The sequence below is a fragment of the Pseudomonas sp. MF4836 genome, assembly GCF_002018875.1.
In the GTDB taxonomy this organism is placed as follows: Bacteria; Pseudomonadota; Gammaproteobacteria; order Pseudomonadales; family Pseudomonadaceae; genus Aquipseudomonas.
On record NZ_MVOL01000019.1, the window covers coordinates 1 to 16,313 of the forward strand.

Here is a 16,313-nt window from a genome sequence, read left to right on the forward strand (position 1 = left end):
CGACGTCCTGCGCTGTAGGGTTGGTCGGCAGTGGCGGATGGTTAGAAGTTCAATAACAATAAGAGTAAAAGCAATGAAACCTGCGATGACCCCGACCGTGCTGGTCTCCAGCGCGCTGTGTCTTGGTGCACCCCTGTCCCTGCTGGCTGACGAAGGCGGCTTTATCAAAGACGCCAGCGCCACCCTGCAAGCCCGCAACTACTTTTTCAGCCGCGACTATTCGGACATTCGCGGCCCGGAAAAATCCATGGCCCAGGAATGGGCGCAAGGCTTCATCCTCAATTTCAAATCCGGCTATACGCCGGGGCTGGTCGGCGTCGGGGTCGACGCCATCGGCACCCTCGGGCTGAAGCTGGACAGCGGCAAGGGCCGGGTCAACACCGGGTTGCTGCCGGTGCAGGAGGACGGCGAAGCGGCCGACAGTTACAGCCGCCTGGGCGCAGCGCTGAAACTGCGGCTGGCAAAAACCGAACTGCGGGTCGGCGAATTGCAACCCAACCTGCCGGTACTGAGCTTCAGTGATATCCGCCTGCTGCCGCCGTCCTACCAGGGCGCCAGCCTGACCTCCAACGACATCGATGGCCTGACCCTGCAAGGCGGGCGCCTGCGCTCCACCAGCCTGCGCAACGAATCCGGACACGGCGACCTGCAAGCCATGCTGGGCCATGTACCGCAACGCCAGGTCAGCAGCGACGGCTTCAACTACGCCGGTGCCGACTATGCCTTCAACAGCAAACGCACCACAGTCAGTGCCTGGTACGGCCAGCTGCAAGACATTTATCAGCAGCGCTTTCTCGGCCTCAAGCACAGTCAGCCCGTGGGCTCCTGGGTCCTGGGCGCCAACCTCGGTTACTACGACTCCCGCGAAGAGGGCCGGCAACTGCTGGGCCGGATCGACAACCGCGCGTTCTTTTCCCTGCTCTCGGCCAAGCGCGGCGTGCATACCGTTTACCTGGGGTATCAGGGGATGTACGGCGACAGCTCGTTCCCCCGGGTGTTTGCCAATATCTCGCCGCTGGGCAACGAGGTGCCGACCTACGAGTTCGCCTACGCCGACGAGCGCTCATGGCAAGCACGCTACGACTATGACTTCGCCGCCATGGGCTGGCCGGGCCTGACCAGCACCGTGCGCTACATTCGCGGTGACAACGTCGACACTGGCAAGGGCTACGAGGGCAAGGATTGGGAGCGGGACCTGGACATCGGCTATGTGATCCAGTCCGGCCTGCTGGGCGGGCTGGGGATCAAGCTGCGCAACGTGGCAGCACGTTCCAACTACCGAACCGATATCGATGAAAACCGCCTGCTGCTCAGTTACACCTGGAAACTGCTGTAGCCAGGCAGCCGACACTGGCGGCATTGCGCACGCCAGTGCCGGTGGCCCTGACCGGGGACGGCAGGCCTAGAAGGCGATACCGACCTTCACCCCGTACTCGTCACGCTTGAGCTTGGTGTTGTCGGCCACGTCCGAATCCTGGTCCAGCTTGTATTCGGTGCGGGTGTAATACACACCGGCCATCACCGGCAGCGAGCCTTTCTGGTTCATCAGCAGGCTGACTTCGGCGTAAGGGTTGGTGCGGTCCTTGAGGTCCACGGTGTCGCTGCCGACATCGTCGACCTTGAGCTTGACCTTGCCGTCGATGGTGCGCCGCGCACCCAGTTCGACGCGCATGGTCATGTCATCGAACTGATGGTTGTAACCGATGGCCGCCTTGGCGAACGGCGACTTGGTGGTGAGCTTGGTGTCGTAGTCGTCGATCTCTGGCTCGTAACGGGTCCAGCTGTAGCCGCCGCCCACCAGCACGTCGACGAAGTTGCGCGCATCCAGCGCGGCACGCCAGCCAAGGTCGAGGTCGGCCTGGCCTTCCTTGAGCTTGTTGTCGTCCTTCTTGCCGAATTTGGCGTCGACCCCGGCCTGGTAGATAAAACCCGATTCGGCGGTCATTTTGTTGCCGAAGTTATAGAACAGGCCACCCTCCGGCAGGTGATCCTTCTGGCTGTCGCTGCCGCCTTCGAGCTTGAAATCGTTGTAGCTGCCGAGGATCCCGAACGTCGAGATCGGGCCCGTATCAGGCGCGGCGATCGCGGCGGCAGGCAGGGCCAGGAAGGCCAGGATAGAGCCCTTGAGTGCGGTTCCGAATACGTTTGACATCGCTTTTCAAATCTCCCTGTTAGAAGGCAAATGATTCAGGAAACGCTTCGAGTCCGGGGAGATGCAAAAGGTTCGCACTATTTTGAGGCACAGGTATTTTCACCGAAAGCCGTCCCCCGCCAAAACCACTGCGACACCCCGCCCTGCGGGGATTACACTGCGCCCGATGTGATGGAAAAAACTTTGGAATCGACCATGGAAGTCTCAAGAACCCAACTGATCCTGCGCCGCGCCGCCGCCTTCATGCTCGACCAGGTGCTGGCGCTGGCGGCGTATTTGCTCCTGTCGCTGAGCCTGCACGGGGTGCTGGCATTGCAGCCGGTCAGACGCTTGCTTGACCTCGAGCAACAGACGGGGCTGGAGCCCTACCTCCATTCGATGTTGTTCATGCTGGTCTGGCCCTTGTACTTCGTGGCCTGGGAGTATTTCTTCAAGGGCCGGACGCCCGGCAAAAGCGCCCTGGGCCTGGTGGTGATCAACGCCGCCGGGGCGCCGCCGACCCTGATCCAGGTACTGATCAGAGGCGCCACCCGCTATCTGGAGGCCGCTTTCGCCTTTGTCCCGCTGATGGCCTGCGCGGAATCAAGCCGCTGCCAGCGAATAGGCGATATGCTCGCCCGCACCTACGTGATCCCGCACAAGGATCTGCAACAGATACGCAGTGAAATGCCAGAACATCCCCTGCCCCAGGCTTGATGCCTGAAGGCTGCCCGTTCCCCTCAAGGAGCCCCGATGCCCGCCAATGCCCCGCACCACGAAATAGCTCTGGAAAGATTTCTCGCCGCGCGCCCCGAACTGCGCGAAGCACTGGACAAGCTCAATCCGCTTGAAGCCCAGGTCAAGGGCGAGACGCCCGAGCAGTACCGCGACGAACGCCTGCATGAAGCCTTTGAAGCCGAAGCCGAGCGCCTGGGTTTGTTTGCCTGGGAACTGAGTTTGCAACTGACTGCCTCCAGCGCCGAAGATTTCCAGGCCCAGCGCCTGGAAGTGCACAAGGAGGTGGCCGAGATGGCCGGCATGGACTGGGCCGAATACTGCCAGTTGCATGGCCTGGATAGCCCGAACTGACAACCTGTTGATGATCTGGCGAGCGACGCTCAGCTCTTTTTAACGCCGCATGAGCCAAGCGCAGTCGATCGTGAACCGGTTCTGACACCTTCACCGCCCATGAGAGCCTACTGATGCTGCCATCGCCGCCCACACCGCGTACTCACCCAGGCTTGCTCAATACCCGCAAATGGCGCGGGCGGATCGGCCTCGGCCTGGTGGCCAGCCTGTCGGTGCTGGCGGGCATGACCGACGCCATCGGTTTTATGGCGACCGGCGACTTCGTGTCCTTCATGAGCGGCAACACCACACGCCTGGCCGTGGCCATCAGCGATGGCGACATGGGCCTGACCCTGCGCCTGACGTTGTGCATCGCCACCTTTATTGCCGCTAACGCCCTGGGCATCGTCGTCAGTCGCCTGGGCGGACGCCGCGCCCTGCCCCTGCTGCTGTGCATCGCCACCCTGCTCTGCGCGGCCGCGGCCTGGCCGTTCGCCAATCACCTGCCGGCCTTGCTGGCCGCCATCGTGGCCATGGGCATGCTCAACGCGGCAGTGGAAGAAGTGAACGGCCTGCCCGTGGGCCTGACCTATGTCACCGGAGCCCTGTCGCGCTTCGGCCGGGGCCTGGGACGCTGGATGCTCGGCGAGCGACGCAATGGCTGGCGGGTGCAACTGGTGCCCTGGACCGGGATGCTGGTCGGTGCGGTGATCGGCGCGTTGCTGGAGCACCAACTGGGCATCAAGGCGCTGCTGGTCAGTGGCGGCGTGTCGGCGTTGCTGGGGATCGCCTCGTTGAAGATCCCTCATCGCTGGCAACTGGGCTATATGCCGCGCTGAAACACGCGGCCTATAGCCCGAGGGCTTAGCTGAACACGCCGCCGTTGTCGGTATCGATGACGATCGACGACAGGCTGATGTGCCGTGGCCGGGTCAGAGCGAAAACCACCGCCTCGACCACATCCCGATTAGTGCCCTGCTGGCCCTTGGTCCGCTCAGGCACCTGGGCCCATTGCGGGTCCAGCGGCGAAATATCCTCAAGATACGGCGGGTGCACGCACAGCGAGCGCAGTGGCGTGCCGACCAGCATCTGCCGCAGGCCATCGGCCAGCGCCAGTTGCCCGTGCTTGGCGGCATAGAACGGCAACGACACGCTGTGCAGCGGCGCGTTGGGCAGGCCGCTGATGGAGCCGATGGTGACCACATCCGGGCGGCTGGACGCCTTGAGTGCCGGCAGCAGGCCCTGGGTCAGGAGGAAGGTTCCGGTCAGGGCGGCATTGATCACCCCGCTGACTTCGGCGGCGCTGTGGGGTTGCTCGCTGGCCTCCAGCCACATGGCGCCATTGTTGATCAGGATGTCGATCTGCGGCTGGCGCTGCTCGATGCTGGCCAGGGCCGCGCTGACGCTGGCGGTGTCGGCGAGGTCGAGCACCACTTGCTCGGTCGCCAGGCCGCCACGGGCCTCGATTATGGCCCCGACTTCAGCCAGGGCATGGGCGCTGCGTCCGCATAGCACCAGCTTGCACCCCAGGTCCGCCAGGCTGATCGCCAGGGCCGCCCCCAGGCCGCGACCGGCACCGGTGACCACGACCACTGCACCTTTGAGTTCCTGCATCTCACACTCCTTGTCATCGATTGGTTTTTTCAGCGGGCGAGTTTATCGAGCGCGGACCGGTTTGGGCGGCCGATGCGTTACCCGGTATGTCGAGGACTGCCCCGGCCCAGCGCCGCGCGAGAAAACGGGTTTAGCCCATACCTCGATAAAGCATTATCATTGCGCCAGATTTGCCGACCGAGTCCGTCATGAAGTTCGCCATAGCCCTGTTCTGCGCCGCCCACGAGCCCTCTTCGCGTCGCGCCCTGCTGTTCGCCCAAGCGGCGCTGGCCGGCGGGCACGAGATTGTCCGGCTGTTTTTTTATCAGGACGGCGTGTACAGCGCCTCGAACAACATCGTCACCCCCCAGGATGAACAGGACCTGCCCCGCCAATGGCGCGAGCTGGTGACCACCCATCAGCTGGATGCCGTGGTGTGCATTGCCGCAGCCCTGCGGCGCGGGGTGCTGAACGCTGAGGAAGCCCAGCGTTATCAGCGCTCGGCGGTCAACCTCGAAGCGCCGTGGGAGTTGTCCGGCCTTGGCCAGTTGCACGATGCGGCGCAAGCTGCCGATCGCCTGATCTGCTTTGGAGGGCCTTGAAATGCCCAAGTCCCTGCTGATTATCAGCCGCCAGGCGCCCTGGTCCGGCCCCGGCGCCCGCGAGGCGCTGGATATCGTCCTGGCCGGCGGCGCCTTTGATCTGCCCATCGGCCTGCTGTTCCTGGATGACGGCGTATGGCAACTGGCGCCCCGGCAACACGCCGCGACCCTGCAACAGAAGGACCTGAGCGCCAACCTGCAGGCCCTGTCGCTGTTTGGCGTGGACCAAGTGTTTGCCTGTGGTTTCAGCATCGCCGAGCGCGGCCTGGATCCGCAGGACCTGGGCCTGGATGAGGTCCAGTTGCTGGAAACCGCGCAACTGAGTGCGCTTATCGATCGTTACGACCAAGTGATTACCCTCTGATGTCGACCTTGCATGTGTTGTCCCACTCGCCCTTCACCGACACTCGCCTCGACAGCTGCCTGCGCCTGCTGGGTGCGCGGGACGCGCTGCTGCTGTGCGGCGACGCGGTGTACGCGCTACAACCTGGCAGCGCTCCCTTTGCCCACTTGCAGGGCCGTGCCGAGGCGTTGCAGGTGTTCGTCCTGGCTGAAGACCTGCAAGCCCGTGGCCTTGCCGCACCGGCCTGGGCCACGGCCATCGATTACCCGGCCTTTGTCGACCTGTCGATCCAGCACGCCAAGGTCAACAGCTGGCTATGAATGCGCTCACCGTAGGCACCCGCAGCATCGCCCTGGACAAGGACGGCTACCTGCTCGACCTGGCCGACTGGTCGCCGCAAGTGGCCAGCGCCCTGGCGGCGGTCGAAGGCATTGAGCTGAGCCCCGAGCACTGGGAGATCCTCCAGCTGCTGCGCGATTTCCATGGCCAATTCCAGCTGTCGCCGGCCACCCGCCCGCTGATTAAATACACCGCCCTGAAGCTGGGCCCGGACAAGGGCAACAGCCTGCACCTGAACCGCCTGTTCAACGGCACTCCCGCCAAACTTGCCGCCAAGCTGGCGGGCCTGCCGAAGCCGACCAATTGCTTATGAACCAATCCCCTGCGCTGATCACCGAAACCCCGGCCGAGCATCCATTTGCCCCGTTCGTACGGATCCTGGGCAAAGGCAAGCGCGGCGCCCGCAGCCTGACCGGTGAAGAAGCCCGGGAAGCCATGGGCATGCTGCTCGACGGCAAGGTCGAAGACACCCAGCTCGGTGCTTTCCTGATGCTGCTGCGGCACAAAGAGGAAAGCCCGGAAGAACTGGCCGGCTTCACCCTGGCCCTGCGTGAGCGCCTGAATGCCCCGGCGATCCGCCTCGATCTGGATTGGCCGACCTACGCCGGTAAAAAACGCCATCTGCCCTGGTACCTGCTGGCGGCCAAATGCCTGGCGCAGAATGGCGTGCGCATCCTGTTGCATGGCGGCGGCGCGCACACCGCCGGGCGCTTGTATACCGAACAACTGCTGGAGCCCCTGGGCATTCCCCTATGCCATGACTGGCAGGCGGTGAACCAGGCCCTGGACCACGGCAACCTGGCCTTTATCCCGCTGGGTGCCTGGGCACCGCAGCTACAGCGGATGATCGACCTGCGCAACATCCTCGGCCTGCGCTCGCCGATCCATTCCCTGGCACGCATCCTCAACCCGCTGGGCGCACGTTGCGGCCTGCAAAGCATCTTCCACCCCGGCTACCAGGGCGTGCACCGCGATGCCAGCGGCTTGCTGGGGGATAACGTGATCGTGATCAAGGGCGATGGCGGCGAAATCGAAGTCAACCCCGACAGCCCCTGCCACCTTTACGGCACCACCGGCGGCGTCAGCTGGGATGAAGAATGGCCGGCACTCTCGGCCCAGCGCCATGTAAAGCCCGCCAGCCTCGATCCGCAGCAGTTGCTCGCGGTGTGGCGTGGCGAGGTGGTCGACAGCTACCCGCAACTGGCCCTAATCGCCACCATGGCCCTGGCCCTGCGCGGCCTGGGTACACCGCGCGAGCAAGCCTTCGAGCAGGCGCAGCGGTTCTGGGATGCGCGAAACAAATCGATTTAATCGATCATATACCCGCAAGCTTTGCGCTTTTTGTACGAACTCATCGGAATAGACTGCACTCCAACGCAAAACAGCCGAGGAGAATTCGATGGGCCTGCTGATTGAAGGGCGCTGGCACGACCAGTGGTACGAGAGCAGCAAAGACGGCGCCTTCCAGCGCGAACAGGCGCAACGCCGCAACTGGGTCACGGCCGACGGCGCGCCTGGCCCCAGCGGTGAAGGCGGCTTTGCGGCCGAGGCCGGGCGCTATCACCTCTATGTATCCCTGGCCTGCCCCTGGGCCCACCGCACCCTGATCCTGCGCAAGCTCAAAGGCCTGGAAAGCCTGATCGACGTCTCCGTCGTCAGTTGGCTGATGCTGGAAAACGGTTGGACCTTCGACCAGAGCCACGGCTCCAGTGGCGACTCGCTGGATCACCTGACCTACATGCACCAGCGCTATACCGCTGAGGATCCCCACTACACCGGCCGGGTCACGGTGCCGGTGCTGTGGGACAAACAGCAGCAGCGCATTGTCAGCAACGAGTCGGCGGAGATCATCCGCATGTTCAACAGCGCCTTCGACGGCCTGACCGGCAACCGCCTCGACCTGTATCCAGAAGCCTTGCGCGCAGACATCGAACAACTGAACGCGCGGATTTACCCGGCGGTGAACAACGGCGTGTACCGCGCCGGCTTCGCCACCTCACAACAGGCCTATGAACAGGCTTTTGATGATGTATTTGCCGAACTCGACTGGCTGGAGCAGCGCCTGGGAGAGCGGCGTTACCTCGCAGGCGAGTACCTGACCGAGGCCGATGTGCGCTTGTTCACTACGCTGATTCGCTTCGACGCGGTGTATTACAGCCACTTCAAATGCAACCTGCGGCGTATTGCCGACTACCCGAACCTGTCGAACTGGCTCAGGGAAATGTACCAATGGCCGGGGATTGGCGAGACCGTGGACTTCACCCATATCAAGGGTCATTACTACGCCAGCCACCGCACCATCAACCCGACCGGCATCGTGCCCAAAGGGCCGGCGCAGGACTTCACCCGCAGCCATGATCGGCAGCGCCTGAGTGGGCTGGGAATCTTTCAGGGGAATTGATGCGGCAGTGCGTGCTCATCGCCCCCCACTCCAGGTCATGCCCCGGAGTGGGTGGGTGATGGGATCAGACTTGAGACTGGGCGCCTTCGAACCAGGCCAGCTTTTCGCGAAGCTGGACCACTTCGCCGACGATGACCAGGGTCGGTGCATGCACTTCGTGCTCTGCCACTAGCCGTGGCAGGTCGGCCAGGGTGCCGGTAAACACCCGCTGGTTGGACGTGGTGCCCTGCTGGATCAAGGCCGCCGGGGTATCGGCTGAGCGACCGTGCTTGATCAACTGCTCGCAGATGATCGGCAAACCCACCAGGCCCATGTAGAACACCAGAGTCTGGGCCGGGCCAACCAGGTCGCTCCAGGGCAGGTCCGAAGAACCATCCTTGAGGTGCCCGGTGACAAACCGCACCGACTGCGCGTAATCGCGGTGGGTCAGCGGAATCCCGGCGTACGCCGCGCAACCGCTGGCCGCCGTGATTCCCGGCACCACCTGGAACGGGATGCCATGGGCTGCCAGTTCCTCGATCTCCTCACCGCCACGCCCGAAAATAAACGGGTCGCCGCCCTTGAGCCGCAACACGCGCTTGCCTTGCTTGGCCAGGGTCACCAGTTGCTGGTTGATCTGTTCCTGGGGCACCGCGTGGTCGGCGCGACGTTTGCCGACATACACCCGCTCGGCGTCACGCCGGCACAATTCGAGAATCGCCGGCGCCACCAGGCGGTCGTACAGCACCACATCGGCTTGCTGCATCAGGCGCAAGGCGCGAAAGGTCAGCAGGTCCGGATCACCCGGGCCGGCACCGACCAGATACACCTCACCCGGCGCATGGGGTGCTTCACCTTCGATCTTGGCGATCAGCAGGCGCTCCGCTTCTGCCCCCTGCCCGGCCAACTGGCGATCGGCAATCGGCCCCTGGAAAACATCTTCCCAGAACGCCCGACGCTGCTGCACATCTGGAAACAGACCTTTGACCTGGCTGCGAAAGCGCGCCGCCAAACCGGCCAGCTGGCCGTAGGTCGAAGGAATCCAGGTTTCCAGCTTGGCCCGGATCAGCCGTGCCAGCACCGGCGCATCGCCACCGCTGGACACCGCAATCACCAGGGGCGAACGGTCGACGATCGCCGGGAAGATCACGCTGCACAGGGCCGGCGCGTCCACCACATTGACCGGCACGCAGCGCTTGTGCGCGTCGGCGGACACCTGGGCGTTGAGCGGTTCATCGTCGGTGGCGGCAATGATCAGCACACAGCCGTCCAGGTCCGCCTCGATGTAACCGCGCACTACGCATTCGCCGCCGCTGGCAGTCACCAGTTCACGCAACTGCACTTCTATTTCAGGTGCAACAACCCGCAACAGCGCACCGGCATCGGCCAGCAGACGGGATTTGCGCAAGGCAATCTCCCCCCCACCGACGACCAACACACGACTGCCGCGCAGGTTATGGAACAGCGGCAGAAACTCCATTTAGCCGATGACCTCAAGGCCGCCCATGTAGGGTTTCAGCACGTCTGGCACACGGATCGAACCGTCGGCCTGCTGGTAGTTTTCCAGCACCGCCACCAGGGTCCGGCCCACGGCCAGGCCCGAGCCATTGAGGGTGTGCACCAGTTCCGGCTTGCCGGTTTCCGGGTTGCGGAAACGCGCCTGCATGCGACGCGCCTGGAAATCGCCGCAGTTGGAGCACGACGAGATTTCGCGGTACTTGTCCTGGCTGGGGATCCACACTTCCAGGTCATAGGTCTTGACCGCGCTGAAGCCCATGTCGCCGGTGCACAGGGCCAGGGTGCGGTAAGGCAGACCCAGCAATTGCAGGACTTTTTCGGCGTTGGCGGTCAGGCCTTCCAGCGCTTCCATCGAGGTCGAGGGCTCGACCACTTGCACCATCTCGACCTTGTCGAACTGGTGCTGACGGATCATGCCGCGGGTATCGCGACCCGAGGCCCCGGCTTCGCTGCGGAAGCATGGCGTGTGGGCCACAAACTTGATCGGCAGCAGCTTCGGATCGAGGATCTCGCCAGCCACGATGTTGGTCAGCGACACTTCGGCGGTCGGGATCAGGTACAGGTCGGCTTCGCCTTCGCGGCTGATCTTGAACAGGTCTTCCTCGAACTTCGGCAACTGGCCAGTGCCCTGCAGGGCCGGCGCTTGTACCAGATAAGGCGTGTAGGCCTCTTCGTAGCCGTGTTCGTTGATGTGCAGGTTGATCATGAACTGCGCCAGGGCGCGATGCAGGCGGGCGATCGGCCCACGCAGCAGGGCAAAACGCGCGCCGGACAGCTTGGCGGCGGTTTCGAAATCCAGCCAGCCGAACTTCTCGCCCAGGGCGACGTGGTCCTTGACCTCGAAATCGAAGACAGTCGGCGTGCCCCAACGGCGCACTTCGACGTTGCCCTCTTCATCGGCGCCCACCGGCACCGACTCGTGAGGCAGGTTGGGAATATTGAGCAGGATCGCGTCCAGCTCGGTCTGAATCCCGTCCAGCTCGACCTTGCCGCTGGCCAACTCGCCGGCCATGCGCTCGACGTCCGCCATCAACGGCGCGATGTCTTCACCGCGCTGCTTGGCCTGGCCGATGGATTTGGAGCGTGCATTGCGTTCAGCCTGCAATTGTTCGGTGCGGGTCTGGACGGTCTTGCGCTGTTCTTCCAGCGCTTCGATGCGCGCTACATCCAAGGTAAAGCCACGGGATGCCAGGCGGTCCGCTACGTCCTGAAGGTTGCTACGTAACAGTTTGGAATCGAGCATGTCGGTCTCTCGTTTATCAAAGTTTGGTCAAGGACAGGCCAGCCCAGGTCGCGAGCAGCCCGCCGAATACGCTGATGGCCAGATAACCGAAGGCTATCGGTGCTTGCCCGCTTTCCAGCAAGCGCAGCGTATCCAGGGAAAAGGATGAAAAGGTCGTCAGACCGCCTACAAAGCCGACGATCAGGCCGGCACGGATTTCGATCGGCACTTCCGGGCGCACCAGAAACAGCCCGTACAGCACGCCGATGATCAGGCAACCCAGCAGATTGACCGCCAAGGTGGCCGTATAAAAATGCCGGGGCCAGTTGGCGCTGACCCAGGTGCTGGCCGCGAAACGCAGTAATGTACCAGCGATACCGGCGACGGACACCGCAAGAATCGTTCGAATCACTATTTTCTCCGCTGTTTCGGGCTGACGCGGTCAAGGGCTGCCAGGTGATTGAGCTTCTCGCCGATCTTCAGCTCCAGGCCACGGGGCACCGGCTGGTAGAACGGTTGCGGTTCGAGCTCGTCGGGAAAATAGTCTTCGCCGGCGGCGTAGGCATCCGGCTCATCGTGGGCGTAACGGTATTCGTCGCCGTACCCCAGTTGTTTCATCAACTTGGTCGGCGCATTGCGCAAATGCAGCGGTACTTCCAGCGAACCATGCTCGGCTGCGCTGCGCATGGCGGCCTTGAAGCCCATGTACACCGCGTTGCTTTTCGGTGCGCAGGCCAGATAGGTAATGGCCTGGGCCACCGCCAACTCGCCTTCGGGGCTGCCCAGGCGCTCCTGCACGTCCCAGGCGGCCAGGCACAGGCTGAGGGCGCGCGGATCGGCGTTACCGATGTCTTCGCTGGCCATGCGCACCACGCGCCGAGCCAGGTACAGCGGGTCGCAACCGCCGTCGAGCATGCGCGCGAACCAGTACAGGGCACCGTCGGGGTTGGAGCCACGCACCGACTTGTGCAGGGCGGAAATCTGGTCGTAAAACGCCTCACCGCCCTTGTCGAAACGCCGACGGGTGTCGCCCAGCAGGCTTTGCAGCAGGTCGACGCCGATCTCGCTGTTGTCTTCCGCCAGGTCCGAGGCGTTCTCCAACAGGTTGAGCAGGCGCCGGCCATCGCCGTCGGCCGCCGAAAGCAGCATCTGGAAACCTTCGTCGCTCAGGCTCAGCTGACGCTTGCCCAGGCCACGCTCTTCGCTCAGGGCGCGCTGCACCAGCTTGTTCAGGGCGGCCTCGTCCAGGCTTTTGAGCACATAGACCCGAGCCCGGGAAAGCAAGGCGTTGTTCAATTCAAAAGAAGGGTTTTCGGTGGTGGCACCGATGAAAATCAGCGTGCCATCTTCGACATAAGGCAGGAAGGCGTCTTGTTGCGACTTGTTGAAACGGTGCACTTCGTCAACAAAGAGGATGGTCCGGCGACCGTATTGACCAGCCTGTTGCTTGGCGATTTCCACCGCCTGGCGGATCTCCTTGACCCCGGCCAGCACTGCCGAGACCGTTTCGAAGTGCGCATCCGAGACTTCCGCCAGCAGCCGCGCCAGGGTGGTCTTACCCACCCCTGGCGGGCCCCAGAAAATCATCGAATGCAGGGCGCCCTGCTCCAGGGCTTCGCGCAGAGGCTTGCCCCGGGCCAACAGGTGTTCCTGACCGACGTACTCATCCAGGTTGGCCGCGCGCAAGCGGGCGGCCAGGGGCTGAGCGATCGGGGCACTACGAAACAGGTCCATGGCGTACCTTTGCAACCTCTTGTATGACTAGCCGCTTATTCCTGGATCACGTCGGCACCCTTGGGGATGTCGAACTTGAACTTGGAAGCCGGGATCGGCTCGTTGGCCTTGACGCCGGTGAACAGGATATTGGTGCGCTGGCCGACGCTGTCGATCAGTTGCATGTCGTTGACCATGCCGTTGCGGAATGACAGGCGCAGGCTGTCGAACAGGGTGTCCTTGGTTTTCGGTTTGAGGGTGAAGTCGATCACCCCGCCGGCTTCCTTGGCGCTGATATCGAAGCTTTCGCTGATCTTCGACACATCACCGGACAGCAGCAGGGCCGGGGTCTGGGTCAGGCGCTGATCGAGCTTCTTGATGGTCACCTGCTCCAGGTCCGGGTCCCACAGCGAAACCTTCTTGCCGTCGGACACCATCAGTTGTTCCTGTGGCGCGTCGGTGTGCCAGTAAAACAGCCCCGGGCGTTGCAGCGACATTTCGCCAGCCGTTTCCTGCAACTGGGTGCCGCCGCCATCCAGGGTCAGCTGGGAGAAGCGTGCAGTCAGCGTCTGGGATTTTTCCAACAGCTGGGTCAGACGTGCTACATCCTTGTCGTCAGCGTGAGCCGAGAGCGTGGTCAAAGCCAAAACCGGCAGCAACATCATGCGGATAAGACGCATGGGAGTCCTCTTAAAATTGCGTGGGATTATCGGCGGCGTGCCATCACGCCGCGTCGATTCAATTCGATGCTCAGTCGCGCATCGGGCCCGGCGCCAATACTTCGCGCGAGCCATTGGTGTTCATCGCGGTGACCACACCGGCCATTTCCATGGACTCGATCATCCGCGCGGCGCGGTTGTAGCCGATCTTGAGCTTGCGCTGCACCGCCGAGATCGAAGCCCGGCGGCTTTCTAGGACGAACTGCACCGCCTCGTCGTACAGCGCGTCGGTTTCAGCATCATCGCTGTCACCGCCACTGCCACCGTCAAAGCCGCTGCCCGCCTCTTCGACACCGTTGAGGATGTCGTCGTTGTATTCAGGCGCGCCACGCAGTTTCCAGGCTTCCACCACGCGGTGCACTTCATCATCGGAGACGAATGCGCCGTGGACCCGGATCGGCAGGCTGGTCCCCGGCGGCATGTAGAGCATGTCGCCGTGACCCAGCAGTTGTTCGGCACCGCCCTGGTCGATGATGGTCCGCGAGTCGATCTTGCTCGACACCTGGAACGCCATGCGGGTCGGAATGTTGGCCTTGATCAGACCGGTGATCACGTCCACCGAAGGCCGCTGAGTGGCGAGGATCAGGTGGATACCGGCAGCACGGGCCTTCTGTGCGATGCGCGCGATCAGCTCTTCGACCTTCTTGCCGACAATCATCATCATGTCGGCGAATTCGTCGACCACCACCACGATGGTCGGCAGCTTGACCAGCAGCGGCGCCTCGTCGTGGATGCTCTCGCGGTTATACAGCGGGTCGGTCAGCGGTGTACCGGCATCCTGGGCTTCCTTGACCTTGGCATTGAAGCCCGAAAGGTTGCGTACGCCCATCTTCGCCATCAATTTGTAGCGCCGCTCCATCTCGGCCACGCTCCAGCGCAGGGCGTTGGCGGCGTCCTTCATGTCGGTCACCACCGGGCACAGCAGGTGCGGAATGCCTTCGTAGATCGACAGCTCGAGCATTTTCGGGTCGATCATGATCAGCTTGGCGTCTTCCGGGCCGGACTTGAACAGGATCGACAGGATCATCGCGTTCACCCCCACCGACTTACCGGAACCGGTGGTACCGGCCACCAGCAGGTGAGGCATTTTCGCCAGGTCGGTGATGACCGGACGGCCGCCGATGTCATGGCCCAGGGCCAATGTCACCGGGGATTTGAAGTTGTCGTATTCCGGGGTCGACAGCACTTCGGAGAAACGCACGATCTGCCGATCCTCGTTGGGAATCTCGATGCCCACGGTGGTTTTGCCGGGGATCACTTCGACCACCCGCACACTGGTCACCGCCAGGGAACGCGCCAGGTCCTTGGCCAGGTTGGCGATGCGGCTGACCTTGACCCCGGCCGCCGGCTGGATTTCGTAACGGGTAATGACCGGGCCCGGGTGAATCGAATCCACCGACACCTCGACCCCGAACTCCTTGAGTTTGATTTCCAGCAGGTGGCCGACCGCCGCCAGGGATTCGGGGGAATAGTTGAGCTGTTTCTTTTCTGCCGGGTCGAGGATGGAAATAGGTGGCAGCGTGCCTTCAACGGCGCTGTCGACGAACAGCGGCACTTGCTTCTCTTTCTGCACGCGCTTGCTCGGTTCCGCTGCTTTCGGCGGAGCGGGGGCGATGACCGGCGGCACCTGTTTCTCGCGCTCGGACATGTGCTTGCTCAGGGCCTGCTCGCGCTCGATCAGGCGCTCCTTGACCTTGGCCTGCTCGCGCTTGTCGGTCACGGTTGGGGCCACGACTTCGTCGACCCGGGCATCCACTTCGCGCAACTGGGCCACCAGTTGCTTGCGCTCGGTACGGGCCGCCCACCAGCGATTGGCTGCGCCCTGGAACAGTTCGAACAGGTCGAGGGTGATCTTGCCCGTGACGTCCATGACCTTGAACCACGACAGATCGGTGAACACAGTGAGGCCAAACAGAAACAGCGCGATAAACATCAGGGTGCTGCCCTGGATGTTCAGTGCGTTTTTGGCCAGGTCGCCCAGGCTTTCGCCCAGTGCCCCACCCGCCCCGGCCGGCAAGCCGGTGGCAGCGTGGAAATGGATATGGGCCAAGGCGGCGCCGGACAACACCAGGAACACCAGGCCGATCAGGCGCCAGGAAAACAGCCAGCCGCTCCACTGCCAGGGTTCATGCCGTTGACGGAAGATCTGATAAGTCTTGATCGCCAATAACAGCGGGAAGATATAGGCGAAATAACCCAACACCATAAACAGGATATCAGCGCTGTATGAACCGGCAGGGCCACCGAAGTTCTGCACATCTTCGATCTTGCTGTTATGGCTCCAGCCCGGATCGTCCTTGCCATAGGTCAACAATGCCATCATCAAAAACAGGCATAAGGCACCAATGGCGATCAATGCACCTTCCTTGAGCCGGTAGTGCAATTGCTGACGCCAGAGCGGGACTACTGTTTTAGGTGTTGCGGTGGATTTCTTCAAAACGCGTCTTTTCCTGCGCCTACGGCGCGTCCAACTGATGATTGACTACAAAATACTGCTCGAACGAGCAGGTAAATAAAGTTGATTGGCCTGACTGGGGCTACTTTTAACACTCTGCCCCGGGATCCTGAAACAGGGCAATTCTGAATATCTTGATACATACCGGCATTGTACGGGTTTGCTCGCTTCATGCCACGCTGGTACATCCTCGGTTTAGCATAACCAACGGCACTTTACGCACTATTCAA

Annotated in this window: 18 protein-coding genes; 10 read left to right on the forward strand and 8 right to left on the reverse strand. The window is 62.6% G+C overall.

The features are described from left to right. Positions 1 to 73: 73 nt before the first annotated feature. Positions 74 to 1,336, forward strand: a complete 1,263-nt coding sequence (locus MF4836_RS31065) for an OprD family porin (protein ID WP_078473566.1) — start codon at positions 74 to 76, stop codon at positions 1,334 to 1,336. Between the two features lie 66 nt (positions 1,337 to 1,402). Here MF4836_RS31065 and MF4836_RS31070 read toward each other — a convergent pair whose 3' ends face one another. Then, positions 1,403 to 2,152: an outer membrane beta-barrel protein gene (locus tag MF4836_RS31070; RefSeq protein WP_078473567.1), complete on the reverse strand. Its 750-nt coding sequence runs from the start codon at positions 2,150 to 2,152 to the stop codon at positions 1,403 to 1,405. A gap of 195 nt (positions 2,153 to 2,347) precedes the next feature. Here MF4836_RS31070 and MF4836_RS31075 point away from each other — a divergent pair, with 195 nt between their 5' ends. The 3 genes from MF4836_RS31075 (at position 2,348) to MF4836_RS31085 (ending at position 4,038) form a co-directional block, all read left to right on the forward strand. Continuing rightward, a complete protein-coding gene (locus MF4836_RS31075; RefSeq protein WP_078473630.1) occupies positions 2,348 to 2,848 on the forward strand; it encodes an RDD family protein in 501 nt (166 codons plus the stop codon). Positions 2,849 to 2,884: 36 nt separating this feature from the next. After that, a complete protein-coding gene (locus MF4836_RS31080; RefSeq protein WP_078473568.1) occupies positions 2,885 to 3,220 on the forward strand; it encodes a DUF6388 family protein in 336 nt (111 codons plus the stop codon). Between the two features lie 113 nt (positions 3,221 to 3,333). Beyond that, positions 3,334 to 4,038 (forward strand): YoaK family protein, encoded by a 705-nt coding sequence (locus MF4836_RS31085; RefSeq protein WP_078473569.1) that lies wholly within the window; start codon positions 3,334 to 3,336, stop codon positions 4,036 to 4,038. Positions 4,039 to 4,063: 25 nt separating this feature from the next. Here the strand turns inward: MF4836_RS31085 and MF4836_RS31090 are convergent, their stop codons facing one another. Further along, complete coding sequence (locus MF4836_RS31090; RefSeq protein ID WP_078473570.1) at positions 4,064 to 4,813, reverse strand: SDR family oxidoreductase; 750 nt, start codon at positions 4,811 to 4,813, stop codon at positions 4,064 to 4,066. 188 nt (positions 4,814 to 5,001) lie between these two features. Here MF4836_RS31090 and tusD point away from each other — a divergent pair, with 188 nt between their 5' ends. The 6 genes from tusD to MF4836_RS31120 all read left to right on the forward strand — a co-directional run bounded on the left by tusD (position 5,002) and on the right by MF4836_RS31120 (position 8,477). Then, positions 5,002 to 5,394: a sulfurtransferase complex subunit TusD gene (gene tusD, locus MF4836_RS31095; RefSeq protein WP_020296716.1), complete on the forward strand. Its 393-nt coding sequence runs from the start codon at positions 5,002 to 5,004 to the stop codon at positions 5,392 to 5,394. 1 nt (position 5,395) lies between these two features. Further along, the gene (tusC, locus tag MF4836_RS31100) at positions 5,396 to 5,758 is read left to right on the forward strand and encodes a sulfurtransferase complex subunit TusC (protein ID WP_078473571.1); all 363 of its coding nucleotides are present in this window, start codon (positions 5,396 to 5,398) and stop codon (positions 5,756 to 5,758) included. Next, entirely contained in the window at positions 5,758 to 6,057 is a 300-nt protein-coding gene (tusB, locus tag MF4836_RS31105) for a sulfurtransferase complex subunit TusB (RefSeq protein WP_078473572.1), read from the forward strand. Before tusC ends, tusB begins: the two co-directional genes overlap by 1 nt. Further along, complete coding sequence (locus MF4836_RS31110; RefSeq protein ID WP_078473573.1) at positions 6,054 to 6,389, forward strand: TusE/DsrC/DsvC family sulfur relay protein; 336 nt, start codon at positions 6,054 to 6,056, stop codon at positions 6,387 to 6,389. The genes tusB and MF4836_RS31110 overlap by 4 nt, the downstream gene beginning before the upstream one ends. Beyond that, positions 6,386 to 7,387 carry a glycosyl transferase family protein gene (locus MF4836_RS31115; RefSeq protein WP_078473574.1) on the forward strand — a complete coding sequence of 334 codons (1,002 nt, stop codon included), beginning with the start codon at positions 6,386 to 6,388 and terminating at the stop codon, positions 7,385 to 7,387. Before MF4836_RS31110 ends, MF4836_RS31115 begins: the two co-directional genes overlap by 4 nt. 88 nt (positions 7,388 to 7,475) lie before the next feature. Then, positions 7,476 to 8,477, forward strand: a complete 1,002-nt coding sequence (locus MF4836_RS31120; RefSeq protein ID WP_078473575.1) for a glutathione S-transferase family protein — start codon at positions 7,476 to 7,478, stop codon at positions 8,475 to 8,477. Between the two features lie 64 nt (positions 8,478 to 8,541). Here the strand turns inward: MF4836_RS31120 and cysG are convergent, their stop codons facing one another. The 6 genes from cysG to ftsK all read right to left on the reverse strand — a co-directional run bounded on the left by cysG (position 8,542) and on the right by ftsK (position 16,065). Beyond that, positions 8,542 to 9,936: a siroheme synthase CysG gene (cysG, locus tag MF4836_RS31125; RefSeq protein WP_078473576.1), complete on the reverse strand. Its 1,395-nt coding sequence runs from the start codon at positions 9,934 to 9,936 to the stop codon at positions 8,542 to 8,544. Beyond that, positions 9,937 to 11,217, reverse strand: a complete 1,281-nt coding sequence (gene serS / locus MF4836_RS31130) for a serine--tRNA ligase (RefSeq protein WP_078473577.1) — start codon at positions 11,215 to 11,217, stop codon at positions 9,937 to 9,939. Positions 11,218 to 11,233: 16 nt separating this feature from the next. Continuing rightward, positions 11,234 to 11,608, reverse strand: a complete 375-nt coding sequence (gene crcB / locus MF4836_RS31135) for a fluoride efflux transporter CrcB (protein ID WP_078473578.1) — start codon at positions 11,606 to 11,608, stop codon at positions 11,234 to 11,236. Further along, positions 11,608 to 12,930: a replication-associated recombination protein A gene (locus tag MF4836_RS31140; RefSeq protein WP_078473579.1), complete on the reverse strand. Its 1,323-nt coding sequence runs from the start codon at positions 12,928 to 12,930 to the stop codon at positions 11,608 to 11,610. The genes crcB and MF4836_RS31140 overlap by 1 nt, the downstream gene beginning before the upstream one ends. 35 nt (positions 12,931 to 12,965) lie before the next feature. Further along, positions 12,966 to 13,589, reverse strand: a complete 624-nt coding sequence (lolA, locus tag MF4836_RS31145; protein ID WP_020296726.1) for an outer membrane lipoprotein chaperone LolA — start codon at positions 13,587 to 13,589, stop codon at positions 12,966 to 12,968. Positions 13,590 to 13,659: 70 nt separating this feature from the next. Further along, positions 13,660 to 16,065, reverse strand: a complete 2,406-nt coding sequence (ftsK, locus tag MF4836_RS31150; RefSeq protein WP_078473580.1) for a DNA translocase FtsK — start codon at positions 16,063 to 16,065, stop codon at positions 13,660 to 13,662. Between the last annotated feature and the right edge of the window lie 248 nt (positions 16,066 to 16,313).